Source organism: Rhodoferax sp. GW821-FHT02C08 (genome assembly GCF_059421805.1).
Genome location: NZ_JBWKVR010000027.1, coordinates 12272 through 36155 on the forward strand (window position 1 = coordinate 12272; position 23884 = coordinate 36155).

Annotated in this window: 23 protein-coding genes; 9 read left to right on the forward strand and 14 right to left on the reverse strand. The window is 56.4% G+C overall.

Translation table 11 applies throughout. The annotated features are described in order from the left end of the window. Positions 1-13: 13 nt before the first annotated feature. Both AC07VY_RS23045 and AC07VY_RS23050 read right to left on the reverse strand, forming a co-directional pair. Positions 14-913 carry a DMT family transporter gene (locus AC07VY_RS23045; RefSeq protein ID WP_495099527.1) on the reverse strand — a complete coding sequence of 300 codons (900 nt, stop codon included), beginning with the start codon at positions 911-913 and terminating at the stop codon, positions 14-16. 62 nt (positions 914-975) lie between these two features. Next, positions 976-1635, reverse strand: a complete 660-nt coding sequence (locus AC07VY_RS23050; protein WP_495099528.1) for a helix-turn-helix domain-containing protein — start codon at positions 1633-1635, stop codon at positions 976-978. Positions 1636-1798: 163 nt separating this feature from the next. Here AC07VY_RS23050 and AC07VY_RS23055 point away from each other — a divergent pair, with 163 nt between their 5' ends. After that, positions 1799-2569, forward strand: a complete 771-nt coding sequence (locus tag AC07VY_RS23055; protein WP_495099529.1) for a 3-hydroxybutyrate dehydrogenase — start codon at positions 1799-1801, stop codon at positions 2567-2569. A gap of 13 nt (positions 2570-2582) precedes the next feature. After that, a complete protein-coding gene (locus tag AC07VY_RS23060) occupies positions 2583-3326 on the forward strand; it encodes an acetoacetate decarboxylase (protein ID WP_495099530.1) in 744 nt (247 codons plus the stop codon). 47 nt (positions 3327-3373) lie between these two features. Here AC07VY_RS23060 and AC07VY_RS23065 read toward each other — a convergent pair whose 3' ends face one another. The 5 genes from AC07VY_RS23065 to lptF are packed head-to-tail and all read right to left on the reverse strand — an operon-like array spanning position 3374 to position 8151. After that, positions 3374-4540, reverse strand: a complete 1167-nt coding sequence (locus AC07VY_RS23065; RefSeq protein ID WP_495099531.1) for a pyridoxal phosphate-dependent aminotransferase — start codon at positions 4538-4540, stop codon at positions 3374-3376. Between the two features lie 33 nt (positions 4541-4573). Beyond that, a complete protein-coding gene (locus AC07VY_RS23070) occupies positions 4574-5515 on the reverse strand; it encodes a CysB family HTH-type transcriptional regulator (RefSeq protein WP_495076479.1) in 942 nt (313 codons plus the stop codon). 43 nt (positions 5516-5558) lie between these two features. Continuing rightward, complete coding sequence (locus tag AC07VY_RS23075; protein ID WP_495119506.1) at positions 5559-5948, reverse strand: sirohydrochlorin chelatase; 390 nt, start codon at positions 5946-5948, stop codon at positions 5559-5561. Continuing rightward, positions 5945-7051 (reverse strand): LPS export ABC transporter permease LptG, encoded by a 1107-nt coding sequence (gene lptG, locus AC07VY_RS23080; RefSeq protein ID WP_495099533.1) that lies wholly within the window; start codon positions 7049-7051, stop codon positions 5945-5947. The genes AC07VY_RS23075 and lptG overlap by 4 nt, the downstream gene beginning before the upstream one ends. Further along, positions 7048-8151 (reverse strand): LPS export ABC transporter permease LptF, encoded by a 1104-nt coding sequence (gene lptF / locus AC07VY_RS23085; RefSeq protein WP_495099534.1) that lies wholly within the window; start codon positions 8149-8151, stop codon positions 7048-7050. Before lptF ends, lptG begins: the two co-directional genes overlap by 4 nt. Before the next feature lie 62 nt (positions 8152-8213). Here lptF and AC07VY_RS23090 point away from each other — a divergent pair, with 62 nt between their 5' ends. The 4 genes from AC07VY_RS23090 to AC07VY_RS23105 all read left to right on the forward strand — a co-directional run bounded on the left by AC07VY_RS23090 (position 8214) and on the right by AC07VY_RS23105 (position 11803). Further along, the gene (locus AC07VY_RS23090; RefSeq protein ID WP_495099535.1) at positions 8214-9746 is read left to right on the forward strand and encodes a leucyl aminopeptidase; all 1533 of its coding nucleotides are present in this window, start codon (positions 8214-8216) and stop codon (positions 9744-9746) included. Between the two features lie 12 nt (positions 9747-9758). Continuing rightward, positions 9759-10193 carry a DNA polymerase III subunit chi gene (locus AC07VY_RS23095; RefSeq protein ID WP_495099536.1) on the forward strand — a complete coding sequence of 145 codons (435 nt, stop codon included), beginning with the start codon at positions 9759-9761 and terminating at the stop codon, positions 10191-10193. After that, the gene (locus tag AC07VY_RS23100) at positions 10193-10510 is read left to right on the forward strand and encodes a hypothetical protein (RefSeq protein ID WP_495099537.1); all 318 of its coding nucleotides are present in this window, start codon (positions 10193-10195) and stop codon (positions 10508-10510) included. Before AC07VY_RS23095 ends, AC07VY_RS23100 begins: the two co-directional genes overlap by 1 nt. Before the next feature lie 159 nt (positions 10511-10669). After that, positions 10670-11803, forward strand: coding sequence for a branched-chain amino acid ABC transporter substrate-binding protein (locus AC07VY_RS23105; RefSeq protein WP_495099538.1), 1134 nt, complete (start codon positions 10670-10672; stop codon positions 11801-11803). A 258-nt stretch (positions 11804-12061) separates the two neighbouring features. Here AC07VY_RS23105 and AC07VY_RS23110 read toward each other — a convergent pair whose 3' ends face one another. The 6 genes from AC07VY_RS23110 to AC07VY_RS23135 all read right to left on the reverse strand — a co-directional run bounded on the left by AC07VY_RS23110 (position 12062) and on the right by AC07VY_RS23135 (position 18136). Next, the gene (locus tag AC07VY_RS23110; RefSeq protein ID WP_495099569.1) at positions 12062-13153 is read right to left on the reverse strand and encodes a nucleotidyltransferase family protein; all 1092 of its coding nucleotides are present in this window, start codon (positions 13151-13153) and stop codon (positions 12062-12064) included. A 73-nt stretch (positions 13154-13226) separates the two neighbouring features. Continuing rightward, positions 13227-13772, reverse strand: coding sequence for a dTDP-4-dehydrorhamnose 3,5-epimerase (gene rfbC / locus AC07VY_RS23115; RefSeq protein WP_495099539.1), 546 nt, complete (start codon positions 13770-13772; stop codon positions 13227-13229). Then, the gene (gene rfbA, locus AC07VY_RS23120) at positions 13772-14689 is read right to left on the reverse strand and encodes a glucose-1-phosphate thymidylyltransferase RfbA (RefSeq protein WP_495099540.1); all 918 of its coding nucleotides are present in this window, start codon (positions 14687-14689) and stop codon (positions 13772-13774) included. The genes rfbC and rfbA overlap by 1 nt, the downstream gene beginning before the upstream one ends. Positions 14690-14691: 2 nt before the next feature. Beyond that, positions 14692-15600: a dTDP-4-dehydrorhamnose reductase gene (gene rfbD, locus AC07VY_RS23125; protein ID WP_495099541.1), complete on the reverse strand. Its 909-nt coding sequence runs from the start codon at positions 15598-15600 to the stop codon at positions 14692-14694. Then, positions 15597-16673 (reverse strand): dTDP-glucose 4,6-dehydratase, encoded by a 1077-nt coding sequence (rfbB, locus tag AC07VY_RS23130; RefSeq protein WP_495099542.1) that lies wholly within the window; start codon positions 16671-16673, stop codon positions 15597-15599. The genes rfbD and rfbB overlap by 4 nt, the downstream gene beginning before the upstream one ends. Before the next feature lie 140 nt (positions 16674-16813). Then, positions 16814-18136 carry a UDP-glucose dehydrogenase family protein gene (locus tag AC07VY_RS23135; RefSeq protein ID WP_495099543.1) on the reverse strand — a complete coding sequence of 441 codons (1323 nt, stop codon included), beginning with the start codon at positions 18134-18136 and terminating at the stop codon, positions 16814-16816. Between the two features lie 284 nt (positions 18137-18420). Between AC07VY_RS23135 and AC07VY_RS23140 the strand changes: the two genes are divergently transcribed. Further along, complete coding sequence (locus AC07VY_RS23140) at positions 18421-20373, forward strand: acyltransferase family protein (RefSeq protein ID WP_495099544.1); 1953 nt, start codon at positions 18421-18423, stop codon at positions 20371-20373. A 9-nt stretch (positions 20374-20382) separates the two neighbouring features. Beyond that, positions 20383-21174, forward strand: a complete 792-nt coding sequence (locus AC07VY_RS23145; RefSeq protein WP_495099545.1) for a hypothetical protein — start codon at positions 20383-20385, stop codon at positions 21172-21174. A 20-nt stretch (positions 21175-21194) separates the two neighbouring features. On the opposite strand, the gene AC07VY_RS23150 is transcribed toward AC07VY_RS23145, so the two are convergent. Continuing rightward, on the reverse strand, positions 21195-22250 hold the full coding sequence (locus tag AC07VY_RS23150) for a glycoside hydrolase family 5 protein (RefSeq protein ID WP_495099546.1): 1056 nt from the start codon (positions 22248-22250) through the stop codon (positions 21195-21197). Positions 22251-22399: 149 nt separating this feature from the next. Here AC07VY_RS23150 and AC07VY_RS23155 point away from each other — a divergent pair, with 149 nt between their 5' ends. Continuing rightward, entirely contained in the window at positions 22400-23884 is a 1485-nt protein-coding gene (locus AC07VY_RS23155) for a lipopolysaccharide biosynthesis protein (RefSeq protein WP_495099547.1), read from the forward strand.

Below are 23884 nucleotides of genomic sequence, written 5' to 3' on the forward strand. Positions count from 1 at the left end.
CGCCTGAGTCCGCTCAGGCCTTGCGCCGCACCTCGGCCAGCACCACCACGGCCAGCCCCGCCAGCACCAGGCCCAGGCCTATGAAGGCGCCGGTGCTGGCCGCCTCGTGCAGCACCAGCAGGGCCAGGCAGAACGCCACTAGCGGTTCGGCCAGCGCCAGGGTGACAGCGGTGGCGCTGCTGATCCAGCGCAGCGCATGGCTGAACAGCAGATAGGCCATGCCCGTGGCGACCACCCCCAGGTAGCCCACCACGGCCCAGTCGTGCGGGCCGGGTGTCACACTGCCCGAGATGGTCCAGGCCACCGGCACCGCCAGCACGGCGGCGGTGCCGAACGCAGCCAACGTCGCCATGGTGGGTGAAGTCGCGTGCACCAGACGCTGGTTCAGCAACGCGTACACGGCATAGCTCAGGCCGGCCAGCAGGCACAGGGCGATGCCCTGCAGGTTGGCCGTCGCGCCGCCGGTGGATGCGCCAGACAGCACCATCAGGCTGCCGCCGCCCACCGCCAGCAACGTGCCCAGCCACCAGCTCCAGGCCGGCAGCTGGCGCGTCAGCAGCCATTGCAGCAGGCCGGCCCACAGTGGGCCGCTGCCCAGGGCGATGGCCGTGCCTATGGCCACGCCCGTGGCCTTGACTCCGGCGAAGAAGGCCAGGTTGTAGCCGGCCACGCTGGCGCCGGCCAACAGCACGCTCCAGCCGGGCAGGGCGCGCCAGCCCTGGCGCAGTTGCGCACGGGACAGCGTGGCCAAAGTTACGGCGCCGAAAAATGCCGCTGCCACCACCAGCCGTAATGCGCCTATCCAGTAGGCCGATAGATGCGTAGGGATCAGGCTTTGGGTGGTGCCGGTGGTACCCCACAAGACGGCGGCACCCAGCACCATGAGCGTGCCGGAGAGAGATTTGTTTTGCATGCACCCATGCTGGGGCAGGGCGGGGCGCCGATTGTCGAGAAACTCTTGTTCTACCGAAAGCTTTATCGGCTGCGCAGCTCTTTGGCGCCCACCTGGTGGTCGCGCCGTAGCGCGTAGGCCAGGGCGCTGGCCGTGCGGTAGCCCAACTGCAGCGCCGCCGTTTCAAGTGGCATGCCGGCCTGTATCCACTGCATGGCCTGGCGCAACCGACGCGCACGCAGATAGGCCTGGGGCGTGGTGCCGGTCAGCTCCAGCAGGCGGGCGTGGAAGCGCTGCGGGCTTAGAAAGAAAAGGGCCGCCATGCGCGCCGTGGTCCAGTCTTCGTGCAGGGCCGCGTCCAGCGCCTGGTCCAGCTCCTGCAGGCGCAGGCTGCGGCGCTGCAGCACCTTGGGGGCTTGCAGTATGGCGGTGAGCTGGTCCGCCACCATGTCTACGCTGCCCAGCGTAGCGGGCACGGCAAAGCGCCGCATGCGCTCCAGGCCGGTGTGGGCGGGCACATCGGCCACCCACATGCGGGCATTGGCGCTGGCCAGAAAACCATGCGCCACCCCGGCCGGAATCACCACCCCGCAGGCGGTGTCGGCAAAGCTGGCCTGGCCACCAATCTCCAGCTCCATGCGGCCTTGTACGGCAAACATGACCTGGGCGTAGTTGTGCGCGTGCGCCATGTGTTCACCGCTGTAACTGCGGATGTCGCAACGGGCGAACTTGGGGGCGGGCATGGGGCGCAAGTCTACAGATCTTGGCGAGCGCCGGGGTTCGCAAAACTTTGCAGATGGCATTGCCTGTTGACCTACATACGCGGACAAGCTTAGTGGTATACCCTTGCGGTTCTGTCGCCTCAGGCGCCTGTTTTCTTTCACCTCACCTTGATTGGATCTACCCATGCTGAACGGAAAAACTGCACTCGTCACCGGCTCTACCAGCGGTATTGGTTTGGGCATTGCCCTGGAACTGGCCAAGCAGGGCGCCAACATCATCCTGAATGGTTTTGGCGACCATGCTGGCCCCAAGGCCGAGGTCGAGGCGCTAGGTGTGAAGGTCGGTTACAGCGGTGCGGACATGAGCAAGCCGGCAGAGATCGCCACCATGATCGACTACGCCAATACCGAGTTCGGCGGTGTGGACATTCTGGTGAACAACGCCGGCATCCAGTACGTGGCACCGATCGAAGAGTTTCCCATCGAGAAGTGGGACTCCATCATTGCCATCAACCTCAGCGCCGCCTTCCATGCCACGCGCCTGGTGATTCCCGGCATGCGGGCCAAGAACTGGGGCCGCGTGATCAGCGTCGCCTCGGCCCACGGCCTGGTCGGCTCGGCCCAGAAAGTGGCCTATGTGGCGGCCAAGCACGGCATTGTGGGCATGACCAAGGTGGTAGCGCTGGAAACCGCCCAGACCGGCATCACCGTCAACGCCATCTGCCCCGGCTGGGTGCTGACCCCGCTGGTGCAAAAGCAGATCGACGACCGCTCGGCCAAAGAGGGCATTCCGGTGGCCCAGGCCACCAAGGAACTGCTGCAGGAGAAAGAGCCTTCGCTGCAGTTCACCACGCCCGAGCAACTGGGTGGCCTGGCCGTGTTCTTCTGCTCGCCTGCTGCCGACAACGTGCGCGGCGTGGCCTGGGCCAACGATGGCGGCTGGACGGCACAGTAAACCCGGGCCCGCCATGGATATCGCCAAAGTGCGTGCAACGGCATTCGCCATGCCGTTGACCAACCCCTCGTTTCCACGCCCACCGTACCGCTTCTACAACCGCGAATACATCGTCATCAGCTACCGCACCGACCCGGATGCCTTGCGCGCCGTGGTGCCGGAGCCGCTGCTGGTGGCCGACAACATCGTCAAGTACGAGTTCATCCGCATGCCGGACTCCACCGGCTTTGGCGACTACACCGAGTCCGGCCAGGTGATTCCGGTCACCTACGAAGGCCAGTCCGGCGGCTATGTGCATTCCATGTACCTGGACGACGATGCGCCCATCGCCGGCGGCCGCGAGCTCTGGGGTTTCCCTAAAAAGCTGGCCTGCCCCAAGATCAGCCACGAGGGCGAGGTGATTGTCGGCACGCTGGACTGCGGCAGCCTGCGTTGCGCGGTCGGCACCATGGGCTACAAGCACAAGGTGGTCGACAGCGCGGCGGTGCACAAGGCCCTGGTCGAGCCCAGCTACCTGCTGAAGATCATTCCCCACGTGGACGGCACGCCGCGCATCGTGGAGCTGGTGCGCTACCGTCTCGAGGACGTGCAGGTCAAAGGCGCCTGGACCGGCCCGGCCGCGCTGGAGCTGTTCCAGCATGTGACGGTGGACGTGGCCAAGCTGCCTGTGCTGGAGGTGATTTCAGCCTCGCACTTCATCGCCGACCTGACGCTGGGCATGGGCGAAGTGGTGTTTGATTATCTAGAAGCCAAATAGGCCGCTGGCGCAGGTGCCACCTGCGCTGGAAGCTATGTTTTTGATAGTTATAGCTTCGCCAGCCGTGCCAGCGCGGCCTGCAGGGTTTCGTCTTTCTTGGCGAAGCAGAAGCGCACCACGCGCTGGTCGAAGCCGTTGCCATAGAAGGCCGACAGCGGAATCGCTGCCACGCCGATTTCCTTGGTGAGCCACTGGCAGAAGTCGGACTCGCTCAGCTCGCTCACTTCGGAAATATCCACGCACTGGAAATAGCTGCCCTCGCTGGGCAGCAGCTTGAACTTGGTCCGCTTCAAACCTTCTCTAAACAGGTCGCGCTTGCGCTGGTAGAACGCCGGCAGCTCCAGGTACGGCGTGGGGTCGGCCAGGTACTTGGCCAGGCCGTGCTGCACGGGGGTGTTGACGGTGAACACATTGAACTGGTGCACCTTGCGGAACTCGGCCATCAGCGGCGCGGGCGCGACCACGGTGCCGACTTTCCAGCCGGTGACGTGGAAGGTCTTGCCAAAGCTGCTGACGATGAAGGCGCGCGCGGCCAGGCCGGGGTAGCGGGCCGCGCTCTCATGCTGGCGGCCGTCGAACACCATGTGCTCGTAGACCTCGTCGCTGATCAGCAGCACCTCGGTGGGCGCCAGCAGCTCCTGCAGCTGCAGCATGTCCTCGCGCGACCAGATGGTGGCGCTGGGGTTGTGCGGCGAGTTGATCAGGATGGCGCGGGTTTTTGGCGTGATGGCCGCGGCGATCTTGTCGAAGTCGGGGCGGAAGCTATGCGGCGTCAGCGGCACGCGCACCACGGTGCCGCCAGCCAGTTCGATGTTCGGCACATAGCTGTCGTAGCAGGGCTCGAGCACGATAACTTCGTCGCCCGGTCGCACCACGGCCAGGATGGCGGTGATGATGCCCTGGGTTGCGCCGGCCGTTATGGTTATTTCGGTGTTGGCGCTGTATTCACGGGCGTGAAGTGCTTTTATTTTTGTAGCAACCGCTTCGCGCAGGGCCGGGATGCCGGGCATGGGCGGGTACTGGTTCAGGCCTTGCTGCATGGCCTCGGTCACAGCCTGCACCAGCGCTGGGTCGCAGTTGAAGTCTGGAAAGCCCTGGCCCAGGTTGACCGCGTTGTGCTCGGTTGCGAGCGCCGACATCACAGTGAAGATGGTGGTGCCAACGGCGGGCAGTTTGGTTTGCAGGGTGGGGGTGCGGGGGGCTGCTTGCGTCATGGTGGGGTTCATGCAGAAAGATGCGTGGCGGAATCAGAGCTCGTAGTCATTCACGTGGCCAGTCATAGCCTGGGCCACCAGTTTGGGGCTAAGGCGATCGCTCAGCAGCTCGGCAAACTTGTAGACGAAACTGCGCAGGTAGGCGCTGCGTTTGAAGGCCACCCGGGTGACGTTCTGGCCAAACAGTGCGCCGGCGGGGCGCACCACCAAGTCGCTGTTCTGCACATCGCGCACCGCCATTTCTGCCACGATGCCGATGCCCAGACCCAGGCGCACGTAGGTATTGATCACGTCGGAGTCGATGGCTTCCAAGGCGATGCGCGGCACCAGCTTGCGCGCGGCAAAGGCCTGGTCTACCTTGGTACGGCCGGTGAACGAGGGGTGGTAGGTAATGATGGGCTCTTGCGCAATGTCCTCCAGCGTCAGGCGCTCTTTTTTTGCGAGCGGATGGTTGGCGGGGAAGACGATGACGTGCTGCCATTCGTAGCAGGGCAGGGTGACCAGTTCGGCGTAGTTGGAAAGCGACTCGGTGGCAATGCCGATCTCTGCCACCTCGTCGATCAGCATGCGGGCCACCTGGTCGGGCGAGCCCTGGTGCAGGCTGACGTTGACCTTGGGGTAGGCCTCGCGCAACTTGGCCACTGGTACCGGCAGCACATAGCGCGCCTGGGTGTGGGTGGTGGCAATCGACAGGGTGCCGCTGTCTTGCGCGCTGAACTGCTCACCGATGCGTTTGAGGTTGCCGACCTCGCGCATGATGAGTTCAATGCTTTGCAGCACGTGCTGACCGGGTTCGGTGATGCGTTTCAGCCGCTTGCCGTGGCGGGCGAAGATTTCCACGCCCAATTCTTCTTCCAGCTCGATGATGGCTTTGGACACGCCGGGCTGCGAGGTGTGCAGTGCCTTGGCGGCCTCTGTGAGGTTCAGGCCGCGCCGGGCAGCTTCTTGCACGAAGCGGAATTGGTGTAGGTTCATATCGAATTTCAGCGTATTGTGAAATTCATTATGCCGTAAGTGTCTATAGGGGCTTTGCTGTGCCCAAGGCGATCTTGGCCAGCAAGGACACCAGCTGTGGATTTTCGCCCACGGCGGCTTGCAGTTGGATATCTACGCCCGGATGCTCCCGGCGCATGTCTTCCACCAGCAGCGGCAGGTCTTCGCGCGCATGCCGACCCACGCCCAGGAACATGGGCACAACAGTCAATTGCTGCACGCCCTGGGCGATCAGCTGGCGTGCCGTGCTGGGTAGATCGGGCTCGGTCAGTTCCAGGTAGGCGCACGCCACACGGGCCTGCGGGTCCAGCGCCCGGACCTGGTCCGCCACTGCTTCCATGGGCTTGTGCCACAGCGGGTCACGGGAGCCATGGGCAAACAAAATAACGCCGCGCGCATGCATATGTTTCTTCAACGTCGTAATACCAGCCAGCCGAATGCGGCCAGTGAGAGCATGGAGTAAATAATGCCCGGCGAAGCCGCCGTGAGCCAGGGCTGCCAGTTCTGCAGATTGCCGACGTAGCCAAACACGTTGTTCAGCAGGAAGAAGCTGATGCCGGCCATCACGCCGCCAAATACATAGGTGGTGATGCCACCGGCGCGGAAGTGCAGGTAGGCGAATGGCAGGGCCAGCACCACCATCACCAGGCAACTTAGCGGGTAGAAGACCTTGCGCCAGAACTCGATCTCGTACCGTTGGGCCGACTGGCCGTTGGCGTTCAGATGGCGTATGTACTGGAACAGATCCAGCGTGGCCATGCGGTCGGGTTTGAGCAGGGCGGTGGACACCATCTCGGCGGTGATTTCCGTAGGCCAGCGGTAGGTCGCAATGTGGCTGCGCTCCACGCTGGCGTTATCAGCCACTTGGGTATGGAAGTCGCTGCGCTCCACGTTGGACAGGGTCCAGCTGCCGTCGCCGGCGAACTCGGCCTTGTCGGCATGCGTTAGCGATGCCAGCAGGCCGTTGTTGCCAAATTCAAAAATACGGATGCCCTGCATCTGGCCGCTGGAGGTCAGCGCGCTGACGTTGGCGGCAAACGAGCGCTCGCCTTGCTTTTCCTTCAGCCAGGCACCGGTCTGCCCGATGGTGATGTCGCCCTGGAACCGTGCTTTGACCAACTGGGCCGTGCGGTCTGTCAGCGGCGCCAGGTAGTCGCCTATGCTGAAGGTCACCACGACGAACATCAGGCCCAGGCTGAGCAAGGTATGCAGTGCCCGCCAGGGCCCCAGGCCACTGGTGCGCAGAATGGTGTATTCCGAGCTTTGGGCCAGGCGCGCCATCACGAAGATGGTGCCGATTAGCACCGTGATGGGCAGCAGCTCGTACAGATGGCTAGGGACCATCAGTCCCACGACCAGCACGGCCTGGGTTAGCTGGTAGCCGTTTTCACCGGACTTGCCTACCCAGCGCAGCTCGTCCACAAAGTCGAAAAAGAAGAACAGGGCCAGAAAGCCCAAGGTGACAAAAGCCACCGAGGTGAGGATTTCCTTGTACAGCAGCTGGCGTATGGTTTTCATGCGGCGGCTCCGGATGGTTTGCGTGCCACCAATGAGCGCCAGGACCATTGGTAGTGGCGCACCAGCAACCAGCCCATGGACAGAATGAAGACGCCACCGTGCAGGCCCAGCATGAAGCTGCCGAAGGGTACTGCGCTGTTGGTAATCCAGTTTTGCCCCAGGTTCAGCAGGTTGTAGTAGATGATGAAGGCGAACAGCGCAAACACCATGCTGCCGCTGCGGCCCGAGCGCGGGTTGCCTCCGGCTACAGCCAGGCTGATGGTCACGAAGTTCAGGGCCGCAAGGGCCAGGCTCAGGCGCCAGGCCAGTTCACCCAGGTTCAGTGGCGTGGGCTCCAGTACCAGGTCGAGCGAGCTGCGCACGCGCGAGGGTGGGGTGTCGCTGCTGCCCATGGCGTTGTCGCCTACGCGGGTGCCATATTCTTCAAATTCGCTGACCTTGAGGTCCGGCTCGCCCAGATTGGACTCCAGGCGTTGGCCGTGGTATAGCATCAAAAATTGTTTCTTGTCGATATTGGTGATTTGGGCGCTGCGGGCCGAGGTGACGGTTTCTTTGCCGTGCTCCAGCGAGGAGATGAACACATTATTCCCGCTGCGTTTGTCGGGCGTGTCCTTGTCCACAAAGAACACCCGGCTGCCATTGGCCGATTCCTGGAACTGCCCGGGAGCGATGCGCTCCAGGTCGCCGCGCTGTTCGTAGCGGTCCTTCATGTCCTGGATTTGCTGGTTGGACCAGGGCCAGACGATCAATGCCATGGCGGCTACCACCAGCAGAATCGGCCAGGCAAAACGGAACAGGGGTTTGAGCAGGCCGATCAGGCCGTGTCCGCTGGCGAACCAGATCACCATTTCGCTGTCGCGGTACATGCGCGACAAGGTAGCCACCGTGGACACAAACAGGCTCAGGGTCAATATGGTGGGTATGTAGCCCAGCACGGTGTAGCCCAGTACCATCATCACTTCGGAGGGGTTGACCACGCCCTTGGATGCCTGGCCCAGCGTGCGGATTAGCATCATGGTCATCACGATGGTAATAAGCGCTACCAAGGTGGCGCCAAAGCCGCGTGCCAGCTCTTTGCGTATAGAAGAATGGAATAACATCGTTGCTTTAGTTAGCACTGGCTATCAGGCCGCATTCGGGGCCCCAACCAAAAGACTGGATTATGAACTTTGAACTGAAATCCCTGGACTTGGCGGCTTGCGCCAAAGAAAAGTGCGACGCCCTGGTGGTGCTGGTGTCGGAAGCCTTCCAGCCCGGCAAAGATGCATTGTCTCAGCTTGTAGAGCAGGCCCGTAAAAGCGGGGATCTGGACAGCAAGCCGGGCAAGTTGCTACAGATGTACCGGCCTGCGGCGGCCACCGCCACGCGGGTGCTGCTGGTCGGTGCGGGTGACGGCTCTGCCCGCCAGACGCGCCAAGCCGTGGCGGCGGCCGTAGCGGCCTTGAAAGGCCCGACGCTGCGCAAATTGCTCATCAGCTTTGCTGGTGCGCCAGCGCAAAAAGCCGTGCGTGCCGTGGTGCAGGCCGTGGCCGATGGCACCTATGTGTACACCACCACCAAGTCCAAGCCCGAAGGTCGCGCGTTGGCCCAGGTGTGGCTGTGCGCCCCCGATGCGGCGGCAGCCAAGGCCGAGCTGGCGCTGGGTGCAGCCACGGTGGCTGGGGTTGAGATGGCCAAGGAATGGGCGAATCGCCCGGCCAACCATGCCACGCCCACGCTGTTGGGTAATGCCGCCAAGACCCTGGCCCGCTTCCCCAAGATCCGCTGCGAGGTGCTAGGCCCCAAAGAAGTGGCGCAGCTGGGCATGGGCTCGTTTATGTCGGTGGCGCAAGGCTCCAAAGAGCCACTTCGCTTCATTGTGCTGCACTACAACGGTGCAGCCAAAACCGTGGCACCCACCGTTCTGGTGGGTAAGGGTATTACTTTTGATACCGGCGGCATCTCCATCAAGCCTTCGGCTGAGATGGACGAGATGAAGTTCGACATGTGCGGCGCGGCCAGTGTGCTGGGTGTGTTCCGTGCCCTGGCCGAGCTCAAGCCGGCGACCAATGTGGTGGGTTTGATCCCCGCGTGCGAGAACATGCCCGATGGTGGTGCAGTGAAGCCGGGCGACGTGGTCACCAGCATGAGCGGCCAGACCATTGAAAACCTGAATACCGATGCGGAAGGCCGTCTGGTGCTGTGCGATGCGCTGACCTATGCAGAGCGTTTCAAACCCCGCGCCATCATCGATATCGCCACGCTGACCGGTGCTTGCGTGATCGCCCTGGGTGGCGTGCGTAGCGGTATGTTTGCCAGCGACGACGGCTTGGCAGCTGCTTTGCAGGCAGCTGGCGAGTCCGCGCTCGACCCCTGCTGGCGTCTGCCGCTGGACGATGAATATGCCGAAGGCCTGAAGTCTAATTTTGCCGATATGGCCAATGTTGCAGGCCGTGCGGGCGGCGCCATCACGGCTGCCAAGTTCTTGCAGAAGTTCACCGCCAAAATGCCCTGGGCCCATCTGGATATTGCCGGCACGGCCTGGAAGAGTGGCGCAGCCAAGGGCGCCACCGGGCGTCCGGTGGGGCTGCTGCTGGACTATGTGCTGAATCAGCCTGCTTCGCAGGTAGTACCTGCGCCAGCTGCTGCAAAAAAGATAGTTTCGCGTAAAACCGCAGCAGCATCTGCAGCACCGCGTAAACGGCTGGTTAAATAAGTTGGCCGCTGCATGACCGAGGTGGAGTTCCATTTCAATGCGCCCGACAAGCAGGCGTATGCCTGCAGGCTGTTGCGCAAGGCGACGCGCAGCGGCGCGCGGGTCGTGGTGACCGGGCCTATCGACGTGCTGCGCCAGCTCGATCAGGCTTTGTGGACCTTCTCCAGCACGGACTTTGTGGCCCACGCGCTGGATGGTGCCGATGCAACCTTATTGTCGGCATCCCCTGTGCTGCTGCTGGAGTCGGTGCTGGAGGCCCCGCACCAGCAAGTCCTGCTGCAGCTGGGGGATGCTGTGCCGCCAGGGTTTGAGCGTTTTGAGCGGCTGATCGAAGTCGTCTCTCTGGATGAGGACGACCGTGGCTTGGCCCGCCAGCGCTGGAAACACTATGCCTCTCGTGGCTATGCGATCCAACGCAAAGATCTTGAACTGAAAGAGTCCGCCTGATGTCTTCCTCGCCACCCCGCCAGCCACCGCGCTTCGTGCCCACACTCACCGAAGTGGTGCAGCCGGTGGCGCCGCAGGCGTCCAGTGCGGTGACGGGTATGGCGAACCATGAGGCCCTGGAGGACCAGATCATCCATCGGGTCATGCAACGCATCGATTTGTCTTTGGAGCGCCGGCTGACCGAAGCAGTAGCGGCCATGGTGCTGCAGCAGACCCAGGCGTTGGTACCGCGCCTGCGGGAGGAAATCGAATTCGTTGTGCGCCAGTCCGTGTCGGATGCGGTGGCCGACGAGCTGGCCACACGCCATGGTCCTTAAAACGTCAATCCTTGTATCAGTTGAATTAATGGGATATTAGTGGCTAGTCCAAGGTTTTCACTATGCGTCAGGCCCGGAAATTGCGCTATTCTGCCGCTCGTGACGTTTTGTAACTCACAGAGTTATTTGTTTTCTAGCCAATCCAATATCGGAGTTTTTATGCAAATGAAGTTGAAATTGACTGTCGCTGCTGCTATCGCTGCCGTGGCAGGTCTTGCCTCTGCACAAGACGTGCAGGTCGTGAAGATTGGTCACGTTGCGCCCACATCGGGTGCGCAGGCCCACTACGGCAAAGACAACGAAAATGGCGCACGCATGGCCGTGGACGACCTGAACACGCAAAATGTCGTGATCGGTGGCAAGAAGATCAAATTTGAACTGGTCGCTGAAGACGACGCTGCAGATCCCAAGCAGGGCGCTGCCGTTGCACAAAAACTGTGCGATGCCAAGGTCAACGGTGTGGTCGGTCACTTGAACTCCGGCACCACCATCCCCGCTTCCAAGGTCTACAACGACTGCGGCATTCCCCACATCACGGGCGCTGCAACCAACCCCAACCTGACCAAGCCTGGCTACAAGACCACCTACCGCATCATCGCCAACGACAACTCGCTGGGTGCTGGGCTGGCTTTCTATGCTGTGGACGCGCTCAAGCTGAAGAAGGTTGCCATCGTGGATGACCGTACCGCTTACGGCCAAGGCGTTGCCGAAGTGTTCAAGAAGACCGCTATTGCCAAGGGCATGACCGTGGTGGACGAACAGTTCACCACCGACAAAGCCACTGACTTCATGGCGATCCTGACGTCCATCAAGTCCAAAGCTCCTGACGCTATTTTCTACGGCGGTATGGATCCCCAGGCTGGCCCTATGCTGCGCCAGATGGAACAACTGGGCATGACCAACGTCAAGTACTTCGGTGGTGACGGCCTGTGCACTAACGAAGTGGCCAAGCTGGCTGCTGGTGCCAAGACGCTGGACAATGTGGTGTGCGCTGAAGGCGGCGCCTCCCTGGCCAAGATGCCTGGCGGCGAAGCATGGAAGAAGCGTTACGACGCCAAGTACCCAGGTCAGTTCCAGATCTACAGCCCTTATACCTATGACGCCACCATGGTGCTGGTAGACGCTATGAAGCGTGCCAACTCCACCGATCCCAAGGTGTATACCCCTGAGCTGATCAAGACCAACTACAAGGGCGTGACCACCACCATCGGCTTTGAACCCAATGGCGAGTTGAAGAACCCCGCTATCACTCTGTCCGTCTACAAAGACGGCAAGAAGACCGCTTTGAACTAATCCAGTTCATGCGTCCGTAAAAAAGCCACCGCGAGGTGGCTTTTTTTATGTCTTGGCGCTTCAAAGGGAGCCGTATTTTGTTTCGTGTTTTGCTACATATTTGACAGCTTTTGCCACAAAGAAAATAAACGCCAGAAGCCCGAAAGGCATATGCTTCGCGTGGTGTCATCCCTTCCAGAGATACCGTGGATCTGGCTCCGCCAGTCCACCGGTATCGCCCCCTGCAAGGGGGAGGCGTAGCCTTGGGGCTGAGGCAGCTTATGCCCGGGCGTCGCCCCAGCGCAGTTGGGCTAACTCGTCACCGCGGTACATCGTCTCGCCATTGCGGTCGACGCAGTAGTTGGGCGACACGATCATTTCGTTGAAATGCATATCGGCCGCAATACGGGTGTATTCAAACAGAATACTGCGTGTCACTTTGGCACCTGAACGGATATGGCTGCCGTGCCCGATCCAGCATGGGCCGATGATGGTGGCACCAGGCTCCACTTTCACGCTGGAACCCAGGTAAACAGGTCCCTGGATGTTGCACTGGTCCCAGGCAATCGAGGTATTGAGGCCCACCCAGATGCCCGGTTTGACCTCGCGCCCTGGAATATTCATTTGCGCGACCTCACCGCGCAACACCCGTTGCAGCACCGACCAGTAGTCGCTGACCCGGCCGATGTCAATCCAGTTGAAAAAGCGCTTCTGTGCGTAAAAGGGAAGTTTTTTTTCAACCAACTGCGGAAACAGCTCTGAACCAATGTCATACACCTTGTTGGGCGGAATCAGATCAATGGCTTCAGGTTCAAAAATGTAGATGCCCGTGCTGGCTAACGTGGACTGAGCCTCTTCGGGCGAGGGCTTTTCCTGGAAGGACTGGATTTGCCCTTCGTTGTTGGCCACCACAATGCCGTAGTTGGACACTTCGGTGCGCGGTACATCCAGCGTTACGACGCTGGCAATGGCGCCCTTGGCCTTGTGTTCGTGCAGCGCCGCACCAATGTCCAGGTCGATCAAGGCATCGCCACACAGCACCAGCGTGGGCTCATCAAAGAATCCACTGAAGTCTTGGATGCGGCGCATGCCGCCAGCCGAGCCAAAAGGCTTGGGTATCACGTCGCCATGCTCGCGCACGCCTTCATAGGCATAGCCGATCTGCACGCCCCAGCGGTGGCCATCACCGAAATACTGCTCGATCTTGTAGTGGTTGTATGCCACATTGACCATGATCTCCTTGATGCCGTAGTTGGCCAGGTGTTCGATCAGGTACTCCATTACCGGCTTACCCAGAATGGGAACCATCGGCTTGGGCATATTCTTGGTCAAGGGGCGAACGCGCGTACCCTGACCAGCTGCCAAAATCATTCCTTTAGCCATGTTTTTCCCTTACATCAATAAGTATTGTTGAGATTCAATGTTGCTCATGTGCTGGCGTTGGTCAACCCAAGTCGGCTTGCAAGAATGCTGCCCCAGCAGCGTCCTTTGCCGATAAGGTTGGGCTACCTGAAGTGATCGGCCAATCAATGGCCAATGTAGGGTCGTTCCAGGCAATGCAGCGCTCGTGTTCAGGCGCGTAGTAGTCGGTTGTTTTATATAAAAACTCTGCGGACTCAGACAGCACCAAAAAACCATGCGCCAAACCTGGTGGTACCCACAGCTGGTGGTTGTTCTTGGCGGAGAGAAGTGCCCCCACCCACTTACCAAAAGTGGGTGAACCGCGTCGGATGTCTACCGCCACATCAAAGACTTCACCCGCTACGACACGCACCAGCTTGCCCTGGGGCTGTTGCACTTGGTAATGCAGGCCGCGCAATACATTGCGTGCCGACTTGGAATGGTTGTCCTGCACAAACTGTAGGTTCAGGCCGGTGGCTTGGTCGAATGCACGTTGGTTGAAGCTTTCATAGAAAAAACCACGGTCGTCGCCGAATACGCGGGGCTCTATCAACAGTACATCGGGAATGGCGCAAGACGTGACTTTCATCAATACACCTTTTCCTTTAACAGACGCATCAGGTATTGGCCATAGCCTGATTTGGCCAAAGGCTGTGCGAGTTTTTGCAACTGTTCGCTATCAATCCAGCCTTGTCGCCAAGCTATTTCCTCTGGAGCGGCCACTTTCAAGCCCTGGCGATTTTCGATCGTATAAATAAATTGGCTGGCTTCCAGCATGGATTCGTGTGTACCCGTATCCAGCCAGGCATAGCCACGGCCCATGGTTTGCACATCCAACGTGCCTTGTTCCAGATAGAGGCGATTCAGGTCGGTAATTTCCAACTCACCACGGGCCGATGGCTTGACGCTTTTGGCCAATTCAACGACCTGGCTATCGTAGAAATACAGGCCGGTCACCGCATACCGTGACTTGGGGTTGGTAGGCTTTTCCTCCAGGCTGATGGCCCGGCCATTTGAGTCAAACTCCACCACGCCATAACGTTCAGGGTCCTGCACCGCGTATGCGAATACTGTAGCGCCATGGGTTTGCTGATTGGCGTTGTGTAGCAAGCCTGCGAAGTCATGGCCGTAGAAAATATTGTCACCCAGCACCAGTGCACTAGGGGCCCCGTCTAAGAACTTTTCACCAATCAGAAAGGCCTGCGCCAGGCCGTCAGGCGTGGGCTGTACAGCGTAAGTTAGTTGAATGCCCCACTGACTACCGTCGCCCAGTAATTGCATGAAGCGTGGTGTGTCCTGTGGAGTGGAGATCACCAGTACTTCACGGATGCCCGCCAGCAGCAATGCGCTGAGCGGGTAATAAATCATGGGCTTGTCATATATAGGCAGCAATTGCTTGCTGACAGCCTGGGTTGCCGGGTACAGACGCGTACCGGAGCCGCCGGCGAGGATGATGCCTTTACGCCGCACGGCATTGCCTTCGGTGGGTAGATGTGTTTTTGTCATATTCAATTCCTCCCTGTAATTTCTTGCAGCATGCGTGCCACTTGTATTTCCCAGTGGGGCAGCGTCAGCCCAAAGGTGCTTTGTAGTTTGCTTGTGTCCAGACGCGAGTTCAGCGGGCGTTGCGCAGGGGTGGGGTAGTTGGCCGTGGAGGTTGACCCTACCTGCTCAGGCCCAGCTTTGAGTGTCCAGCCTAATGCCAGGGCTTGCCCTAAAACAAATCGGGCATACCCATTCCAGCTGGTTTCACCGCCCGCCACACAGTGGTACAAGCCGGCCAGTTCTGGCTTGCGGATAGCCGCCATTAATGCATGCGCTGTGACATCTGCCAGCAGCTCCGCCGATGTGGGCGCACCTATTTGATCGTCGATAACGTTCAGCGTGTCGCGCTCAGTCGCTAGTCGCAGCATGGTCTTGGCGAAATTGCCCCCCCGTGCGGCGTAAACCCAGCTGGTCCTGAAGATCAAATGCTGGTGGCAAGCTGCCACGGCCTGTTCACCTTCAAGCTTGGTCTGGCCGTAGATGCTCAATGGACCGGTAGTGTCCGCTTCGCGCCATGGCGCGTTCCCGCTGCCGTCAAAAACATAGTCGGTAGAGTAGTGGACCAGCCAGGCGCCCAGGGCCTTGGCCTCGGCTGCCAGCACACCTGGCGCCAACGCATTCACGGTGCGGGCCAAATCTGGCTCGGCTTCCGCTCTATCCACCGCAGTGTAGGCACCGGCATTGATGATCGCCTGCGGTTGCACTTGGCGCACCGTCTCGGCCAAGCCAGTCAAGTTGGTGAAGTCACCACATAAATTGCCTGGATTCAGCGATGCATCAGATCCCAGGGCAATTAACTCACCCAATGGAGCCAGACTGCGCTGTAGCTCCCAGCCCACCTGGCCATTGCGCCCCAATAGCAATATCTTCATGCTGCCGCTACCGCGCCACCATACTGCTGGTTGACCCAGTCACGGTAGCCGCCGCTTTGCACATTGGCCACCCATTCCGGGTTGTCCAGATACCACTGTACGGTTTTGCGGATACCGGTTTCAAAAGTCTCGGCAGGCTTCCAGCCCAGTTGCTGCTCAATCTTGCGTGCATCTATCGCATAGCGCCGGTCGTGGCCGGGACGGTCTGTCACGTACGCAATTTGCTCTTTGTACGACTGACCATCTGCACGCGGTTTCAGCTCGTCCAGCAATGCGCACACCGTATGCACAATCTCGATATTGGGCTTCTCATTCCAGCCGCCAATGTTGTAGGTTTCCCCCAGCTTTCCCGCTTCCAACACACGGCGAATCGCACTGCAGTGGTCGCGTACATACAGCCAGTCGCGAATCTGTTGGCCATCGCCATACACCGGCAGCGGCTTGCCTGCCCGGGCGTTGACGATCATCAGCGGTATCAGCTTCTCAGGGAAGTGCAGCGGCCCGTAGTTATTGGAGCAGTTGGTGGTCAACACCGGCAGACCATAAGTGTGGTGATAGGCCCGCACCAAATGGTCGCTGGCGGCCTTGGATGCAGAGTAGGGGCTGTTAGGCTCGTAGCGGTGCGTTTCGGTGAATGCGGCGTCCGTCTTGGCCAGAGACCCATAGACCTCGTCGGTCGACACATGCAACAAACGGAATGCTTCCTTGCTGGCTGCGTCCAGGTTGCCCCAGTAGGCGCGCACAGACTCCAGCAAGTGGAAGGTGCCCACAATGTTGGTCTGGATGAACTCGCCGGGGCCTGATATGGAGCGGTCCACATGGCTTTCGGCCGCGAAGTTCAGCACGGCACGGGGTTGGTGCTGGGCCAGCAGTTTTCCAACCAACTCTGAGTCGCCAATGTCGCCATGAACGAAAACATGGCGCGGGTCATTGGCGATGGAAGCCAGGTTCTGCAGATTGCCCGCGTAGGTTAGTCGGTCCAGATTGACCACAAGTTCGTCAGACTGGGAAAGCCAATCCAACACGAAGTTGCTACCAATGAATCCTGCACCGCCAGTTACAAGAATTGCCATAAAGTTTTTGAGTGAAATTGGGTAGAAATTCTTATCTAGAAATGAGGTATCCCTGTAAGCGAACGTACCGCGCAGAGGCCGTGCGTAGTTCTTTTGGGGGATGGCTCCCTCAGGTCATACTTGACTTGCTTGGGCCGCGGTTAACGCCCAATAGCCAAATATTCCAACCCCATACCGCGCACCAGCTTGGGGTCGTACAGATTGCGGCCGTCAAAAATCAATGGATTTTTCAGCTTGGCCTTCAGGGTCGTAAAGTCAGGGCTGCGGAATTCTTTCCACTCCGTCACGATCACCAGGGCATCGGCTCCTTCCAGAGCTGCCGTCTGGTTATCTGCAAAGCTCAGGCGCGGCTCGTCGGGAAAGCAGTGCTTGGCTTCCGCAATGGCAACCGGGTCATATGCGGTCACGGTAGCACCCGCAGCCAGCAGGTCTTTGATCACTTCGCGGCTGGTTGCCTCGCGCATATCGTCGGTGTTGGCTTTGAAGGCCAAACCCCACAGGGCAAAGTGCTTGCCTTTCAAGTCGCCTCCAAACCTGGTTTTGATCTTCATGCCCAGCACGTGCTTTTGGGCATCGTTGGCGGCCTCTACGGCATTCAGCACCTTTAGGTCAATGCCAGCATCATCGGCAGCCGTCTTGATCAGCGCTTTCACGTCCTTCGGGAAACACGAGCCGCCATAGCCTGCACCGGCGTACAAAAAGTCATAGCCAATGCGCGGGTCGCTACCTATGCCCTTGCGCACATGTTCAATATCGGCGCCCAGCTTCTCGGCCAGGTTCGCCAGCTCGTTCATGAAGCTGATGCGGGTGGCCAGCATCGCGTTGGCGGCGTATTTCGTCAGCTCTGCGCTGCGCACGTCCATCACGATCAGACGGTCATGGTTGCGTTGGAAAGGTGCGTACAGGGCCCGCATGTTCAGCGCAGCCTGTTCGTCATCGCAGCCCACCACAATGCGGTCTGGCTTCATGAAGTCGTCAATCGCCGCGCCTTCTTTCAAGAATTCAGGGTTGGACACCACGCTGAATGGCGTGCTTACACCACGTTTCGTCAATTCATCGTCAATCGCCGCTTTGACTGCATCGGCCGTGCCTACCGGCACAGTGCTTTTGTCCACGACCACCTTGTAGTCGGTCATGTACTTGCCGATGTTGCGAGCTGCAGCAGTCACGTATTTCATGTCGGCCGAGCCATCTTCGTCAGGCGGCGTGCCTACGGCAATGAACTGGATGGTGCCGAAGTGTGCGGCCTTCTCTACGTCTGTGGTGAAGTGCAAACGTCCGGCTGCAACGTTGCGGCGCACCATTTCTTGCAGGCCTGGTTCGAAGATGGGGATGCCGCCGTCTTCGAGGATCTTGATCTTTGCCGGGTCAACATCTAAGCAGAGCACGTCGTTGCCCACTTCGGCAAGGCAAGTGCCAGAAACCAGGCCAACGTAGCCAGTACCAATGACGGTAATTTTCATTATTTCAATCCCTGAAAACAGCAAATAAGTAGAGGTTGTAGGTAGCTAGCAAGTCTAGCGTACCGATGTGGCAGCGGATATATCGATGTACTGGAGGCCTCTACTCATGAAGCATGATTCATTCCAGTTGAAGTCTTGATGCCGGGGCAGCTTTAGGGAGGGGACTTTTTTTACTATAGACTATCAATATTTGAATAATTTTATGTCTGATTGGTTGGGTTTTTATATAAATTCGACTTTTAGGGCGTGTGATTCATTGAGATAAATTGTATGGAGGTAGGGGGATGTCAAAATTTAGAAGTGATATTAATGGATTGAGGGCCTGGGCTGTAGCGTCCGTTATTCTTTATCATTTTGGTATCTGGGGTTTTTCGGGGGGGTTTGTTGGTGTTGATGTTTTTTTTGTTATTTCCGGTTTTTTGATGACCGGGATAATTTTTGAAAAGACAATAAATAATAATTTTTCGCTATTCGATTTTTATATTTCTCGGTGTATTCGTATAATTCCAGCTTTGCTGGTAGTGTGTTTGGTATTAATTGCTTGTGGATTCTTTTTTCTGCCTCCCTCTGAATTCGTCCAGCTTGGACGGCATATTTCGGGTGCGTTGGGGTTTTTTTCTAATTTTCTTTTCTATAAAGAAGTTAGCTACTTCGATGTTTCTTCTCACGACAAATGGCTTTTGCATACGTGGTCACTGTCGGTGGAGTGGCAGTTTTATCTTTTGCTTCCTTTGGGGTTAATGCTGCTGTGGAAGCTCAAGCCAAAAAAGAAATATATTGTTTGGGGGTTTTTTGTATCCTTTGTGATTTCTTTATTTTTGTCGTCTCTGATTTCAATAAAAAATCCAAGTGGTGCCTTTTATCTCCTTCCAACTCGAATGTGGGAGATGTTGGCTGGAGGATTGGTATATTTTTCTAGTCATCAAAAAAATGCATCTCAGAAAAGTGGAAGAATTATTGAAATTTTTGGCTTTGGGTTGATTGTTTTTTCTGTTGGATATTTTTCGGTAGAATCAATTTGGCCTAGCTGGCGAGCATTGTTGCCCGTTCTTGGTGCGGTCTGTGTATTAAGTTCTATGCAATTTGATTCATTGTTGACAGCCTCGCGTGTTGCTCAATGGTTAGGTAGTCGCTCTTATTCTTTATATTTGTGGCACTGGCCAATTGTTGTTTTGCTGGGTTATTTGAATAGGCAGCATGATTTAATTTATATTGGCTGTGCGTTATTGTTTACTGGTCTTTTGGGGCATCTTTCATTTACTTTTGTTGAGGGTCCGGCTGGATCGTATTTGAGGAAAATTAGTTCATATCGGAAATTTTTCGCTTTGATAATTCCTGTTGGCTTGTCTATTTCGTTGGCTGTATTTGTGACTGTCAACGAGGGCTTGCCCAATCGCATGAGTGATACATATGAAAACTTGACCAAGGATATAACCATGCCCCTTGTGAGCAATGGCTGGTGTTTTTATAGCGTTGACACTATAAAAGCATTGCCGATAGGCGATGCTGGACTTAAATGCTCGATTGGGGATAGGGCATCGAAGATAAAAGGCTTACTTTTTGGAGATTCATTTGCTGGCCAAAATGAACCATTTTGGAATAAAATTGGAATAAATGAGAGTCGTAGGATTGATTCAATTACTACAAACTGGTGCTATCCTAGTTTGGGTGATGATTTTACTGGGCCGATTGCTAGTCGTGCATATGCTCAATGTAAAATAAATAGAAATTATCTTTTTAAGAATGTCGAAAAATATGATTTCGTTGTTCTCGCTGGATCTTGGTCTGATGTTGTTTTGCAAAATAAGATAAAAAACTTTGAGGCTGCGTTGTCTGAGGTTTCCTCTAGGACAAAGATGGTTTTTATAATGCCATCGCCTGTAAGTTATGATGCAAATATCGGGCTGGCTTATGAGCGAAGTTTGATTCGCGGTGTGAAGTTCGATTTACTGCATTACACTAGAAATAGTGATGTTCAAACAAAAAATGCAAATGAAATTATTAAGTCCCTGTCGAAAAAGTATAAAAATGTTTTTTATATTGATAGGGATTATATTTTTCCTGAGGCAGGGGTTTTCCCAGGCTCGGCAGGGGGTGAGGTCCCATTTAGTTTTGATGGAAAGCATATTAGTACTTTGGGGGCGGAGTCGGCTGCAGTATTTTTTGAAAAATCTGAATATTATAAATTATTCAAAAATAATATTCACGGCAATGAAAATCCCTCGCTTGTCAATTGACTTTGATGTATGAAGATTGCAATTTCTATTTTCGGCATCCCGCGTGGGGCAGGTCTTACATTCTCACCTTTTGTTGAGAAAATAATTGAACCTGCCCGAGCTCTTGGCGAGGTCAGACTTTTCGGGCACTTTTTTAATGTCGGGCAGGTCGTCAATGCACGATCTGGTGAAGGTGGTGCCCTGGGCAAAGAGAACTACGACCTCTACCGTGATTTCAATTTGATAATTGAGGAGCCAGAGCAATGCTTAGCCAAATATGACTTGGAAGCCATTAAGGGTTTTGGTGATTACTATGGCGATGCATTTAAATCTGTAAGAAATTTATTACATCAGTTGCATTCACTTAAAACTGTTACGAATAGCGTGGAGCAATACCAACCAGACGTAGTGATTTATGCGCGGCCAGACTTGCTCTACCACGACAAAATACCCTCGTGGGTGATTCAGAATGCGGGCGCACATGCAGGTCGTTGTTTCTTGCCCCACTGGCAATGGTGGGGCGGCTATAACGATCGATTTGCAGTGTGTGGAAGCAATGCCTATCTGCACTACGGCAACCGTATCGACAATATTTTGAATTACTGCCGCGGTGCGAACCATCCACTCCATGCCGAGCGGTTGTTAAGGCAAACCTTGCGGTCCAACGGCGTGGCGTTGCGGCGGCTGGACGTGCGTGCCAGCCGTGTGCGCATCGGCGATATGGTCAAAGAAGAGAGCTTTGACGCCCGCAGCACGATAGGGCCGCGCCGATTGCTACCAGAAATGTGGTTGAGCAGTTGTTTGACGCGGATGCATTTTTGATGCGTACCTGACGGAGCGGGCTAATTGAGCAACGAAGAGGTCAGTGGTTGAATCCACGTCTGCGTTTGTGGCGAATAAATGCCGAAGTCTGAGGCCAACTCCCAATATGTCCAGTTGATGCCATAAGACTCGGCTGTGTCTCTCGCCAAGCGCGTGTATGTAGCCCTGGATGCCATGTCGCCTATCTTGTACGAGCCAAATTCGCCCAGGTGCAGCGGTACCCCTTTATCTGCATTCCACTTGGCGGCCTGCGCGAAGACATCCTGCATTGTCTTTGCCTGCTGCGCGGTGCAGCATGTGGTGCCGGCTGGGAATTGCGGCATCCAAGACAAGCCCTGGTGGGTGAACGGGTAGGGGTCGTATGTATGTATGGCAACAATCAAATTGGGGTCGGCTGGTAGGCTGAGGTTGGCTAGCTGCTTTGGGTGGTTCCAGGAGATGGGCCCAATCAACACGACTCTGGTGGGGTTGGTGACCCGCACAGTTGCCAGCAGCTTGGTAGACAAGGCATTCCAAGCATCACTGCTCAACTTGCCATGGGGCTCATTCAGTAGCTCAAACAATAGCTTGGGCGAGCGGTCCTTGTACCGCTGGGCCAGCTGGGTCCATATATTGATGAGCCGCGTCTCCAGCACCGTAGGGTCTACCGCAAACTCGTTGGGCGCAAGCACATCGCCAAAGATCTGGTTGTAATGGTGCAGGTCCAGAATCACATACATGCCCTTAGCCAACATGGCATCAATGGCTGTGTCTACCCGTGCGGCAAAAACTGGGTCCAGTGTGGCGCTCGCATCCGCACTTGCATGGTTAGTCCAGCGTACTGGCAGCCGTACGGTTTTGAACTGCTGTGCCGCCAAGTCAATATAAGCTGGCTCTAGCTTTACACCCCAGTCACCTTCACGTGGCGCCTCCAGCATGTTGCCCATGTTGATGCCGCGTCCTAGGGATTTGGCGATGGTGCAAGTTGCAGCAGAAACCGCGCTGCAATTTTGCTCCGCCGCTTGTGTGGCCAAGGGCAAAACACCCAGTAGCAAAGGGAGTAGCAAGGATTTGATGGAGCTTGTTTGTTTAGTCATGGTATTTCGACGATGAGACCGCCCTCTGTTGTATCATGAGTTTATGCTGCGTTGCAGCAAAAAACAAATAATTAAATTCATTGTGAATTGACCCAGGGCCAATGGTCTCTGCCGATCCCTCTTTTTTGTAAATCAAGGTTACATACGTAATGAGTCTTGCCAAACAGGGCGTGAAAGCCGTTAAGTGGAGCGCCATTGCAACTCTTGCGCGCTTTGTAATGCAATTTGCCGCCCAGATTTTATTGGCTCGTATATTGGGGCCGGAAAACTACGGTATTTTTGGCATGGGCATGGTTGTATTAACCTTGACTAATGTTTTTTCAAATTTTGGCTTTGGTTGGAGCCTGTTGCATCGCAAAACCGTCACACAGGAAGATGTGCGCTTTGCTTTTACTTGGCAAATGATTGTAGGTAGCACGGCCACATTGGCACTTTTTCTGCTGGCGCCTATGCTGGCTAGCTTTTTCCACGAGCCCCGTGTTGAGCCTGTTATCCGTTGGCTCGCATTGGCGTGTGTGATCAGCGCCGTATCCTCTCCAGCTGGAAACCTGATGCACCGTGACTTGAATTTCAAGGCTGCGGGGTTGATACAAATTGGCGGCTATGTCGCTGGTTACCTGCTGGTTGGCATACCCCTTGCGTTGCTGGGTTATGGTGTGGATGCACTCGTAGCAGCTTGGTTGGTGCAGGTTTCGTTTATAGCTGTTGGTAGTTTTTGGGCTCATCCGCACTCGATCAAACCGTTATTCCATTACGAAGGTGCTTCTACCGCAATGAAGACTGGTGGAACCGTTTTTATCACCAATATCATCAATTGGTGCCTTAGCAGCATGGACCGCTTCTTATTGAGTAAATTCTCTAATGCGCACGCAGTTGGTGTTTATTCTGTGGGTTATAACCTGGCCACCATGCCTTCCACCCTACTCATGGGCTCGCTGCAGCCAGCGTTTACCGCGGCCAGTTCCAAAATGCAAGATGACCCTGGTCGTATGCGTGCCGCTTATATGCAAATATTCGCCACAGTTTGGGTGCTGATACTGCCGATATTTGTTTTTTTATCAGTCATTTCTTTTGACTTGGTAAAGTTTCTATATGGGAGTAAATGGTTGGATACCGGCTGGGTTTTGGCCTTGCTCTTTCTAAGCGTGCCAGCTTTTGTTTGCCTGGGGCTGTCTACCCCCGTACTGTGGAATGCTGGCCGTAAGCATCACGAGTCTTTGCTTCAGTTGCCTGTACTCGCCGTGGGTGCAATTGGTTTCTATTATTCTATGCCGTACGGAATAACCGCTTTTGCATTGGTGGCTGCATTGTTGATATTGGCGCGGACGTTTTTGGTTTGTGGGTCTGTTTTCCAACTACTTGAGTTGCGATTTTTTGATGTGGCTGCACATCTTGGTCGCGGGGGGGCGATCAGCTTGATTGTCGCGGTCGTGGCATTTTTTAGCATTCGAAGTGTAAATGATTTTGGCATTCCATTTTTGAACTTAATAGTGAGTGGTTTCTCGGTTTTGGTGGTTTCAATTTTGATGATATTTTTATGGCCGAAAATTCTAGGTTCGGAAGCGATCGAAATGGTTTTAAGATTTTTCCCGAAATTAGAGAAGGGCTTGTTCTCTAGTATTCAACGCGATTGA

Excerpts from the sequence above, each read along its gene's own strand:
- AC07VY_RS23145 (WP_495099545.1), top strand. The coding sequence starts at position 20,383 with ATGAAGATTGCAATTTCTATTTTCGGCATCCCGCGTGGGGCAGGTCTT.
- AC07VY_RS23150 (WP_495099546.1), bottom strand. The coding sequence starts at position 22,250 with ATGACTAAACAAACAAGCTCCATCAAATCCTTGCTACTCCCTTTGCTA.
- lptG (WP_495099533.1), bottom strand. The coding sequence starts at position 7,051 with ATGAAAACCATACGCCAGCTGCTGTACAAGGAAATCCTCACCTCGGTG.
- AC07VY_RS23100 (WP_495099537.1), top strand. The coding sequence starts at position 10,193 with ATGTCTTCCTCGCCACCCCGCCAGCCACCGCGCTTCGTGCCCACACTC.
- AC07VY_RS23070 (WP_495076479.1), bottom strand. The coding sequence starts at position 5,515 with ATGAACCTACACCAATTCCGCTTCGTGCAAGAAGCTGCCCGGCGCGGC.
- AC07VY_RS23060 (WP_495099530.1), top strand. The coding sequence starts at position 2,583 with ATGGATATCGCCAAAGTGCGTGCAACGGCATTCGCCATGCCGTTGACC.
- AC07VY_RS23105 (WP_495099538.1), top strand. The coding sequence starts at position 10,670 with ATGCAAATGAAGTTGAAATTGACTGTCGCTGCTGCTATCGCTGCCGTG.
- AC07VY_RS23140 (WP_495099544.1), top strand. The coding sequence starts at position 18,421 with ATGTCAAAATTTAGAAGTGATATTAATGGATTGAGGGCCTGGGCTGTA.
- AC07VY_RS23090 (WP_495099535.1), top strand. The coding sequence starts at position 8,214 with ATGAACTTTGAACTGAAATCCCTGGACTTGGCGGCTTGCGCCAAAGAA.
- rfbD (WP_495099541.1), bottom strand. The coding sequence starts at position 15,600 with ATGAAGATATTGCTATTGGGGCGCAATGGCCAGGTGGGCTGGGAGCTA.
- rfbB (WP_495099542.1), bottom strand. The coding sequence starts at position 16,673 with ATGGCAATTCTTGTAACTGGCGGTGCAGGATTCATTGGTAGCAACTTC.
- rfbA (WP_495099540.1), bottom strand. The coding sequence starts at position 14,689 with ATGACAAAAACACATCTACCCACCGAAGGCAATGCCGTGCGGCGTAAA.
- AC07VY_RS23155 (WP_495099547.1), top strand. The coding sequence starts at position 22,400 with ATGAGTCTTGCCAAACAGGGCGTGAAAGCCGTTAAGTGGAGCGCCATT.
- AC07VY_RS23065 (WP_495099531.1), bottom strand. The coding sequence starts at position 4,540 with ATGACGCAAGCAGCCCCCCGCACCCCCACCCTGCAAACCAAACTGCCC.
- AC07VY_RS23095 (WP_495099536.1), top strand. The coding sequence starts at position 9,759 with ATGACCGAGGTGGAGTTCCATTTCAATGCGCCCGACAAGCAGGCGTAT.
- rfbC (WP_495099539.1), bottom strand. The coding sequence starts at position 13,772 with ATGAAAGTCACGTCTTGCGCCATTCCCGATGTACTGTTGATAGAGCCC.
- AC07VY_RS23045 (WP_495099527.1), bottom strand. The coding sequence starts at position 913 with ATGCAAAACAAATCTCTCTCCGGCACGCTCATGGTGCTGGGTGCCGCC.
- AC07VY_RS23055 (WP_495099529.1), top strand. The coding sequence starts at position 1,799 with ATGCTGAACGGAAAAACTGCACTCGTCACCGGCTCTACCAGCGGTATT.
- AC07VY_RS23110 (WP_495099569.1), bottom strand. The coding sequence starts at position 13,153 with ATGATTTTGGCAGCTGGTCAGGGTACGCGCGTTCGCCCCTTGACCAAG.
- AC07VY_RS23050 (WP_495099528.1), bottom strand. The coding sequence starts at position 1,635 with ATGCCCGCCCCCAAGTTCGCCCGTTGCGACATCCGCAGTTACAGCGGT.
- AC07VY_RS23135 (WP_495099543.1), bottom strand. The coding sequence starts at position 18,136 with ATGAAAATTACCGTCATTGGTACTGGCTACGTTGGCCTGGTTTCTGGC.
- lptF (WP_495099534.1), bottom strand. The coding sequence starts at position 8,151 with ATGTTATTCCATTCTTCTATACGCAAAGAGCTGGCACGCGGCTTTGGC.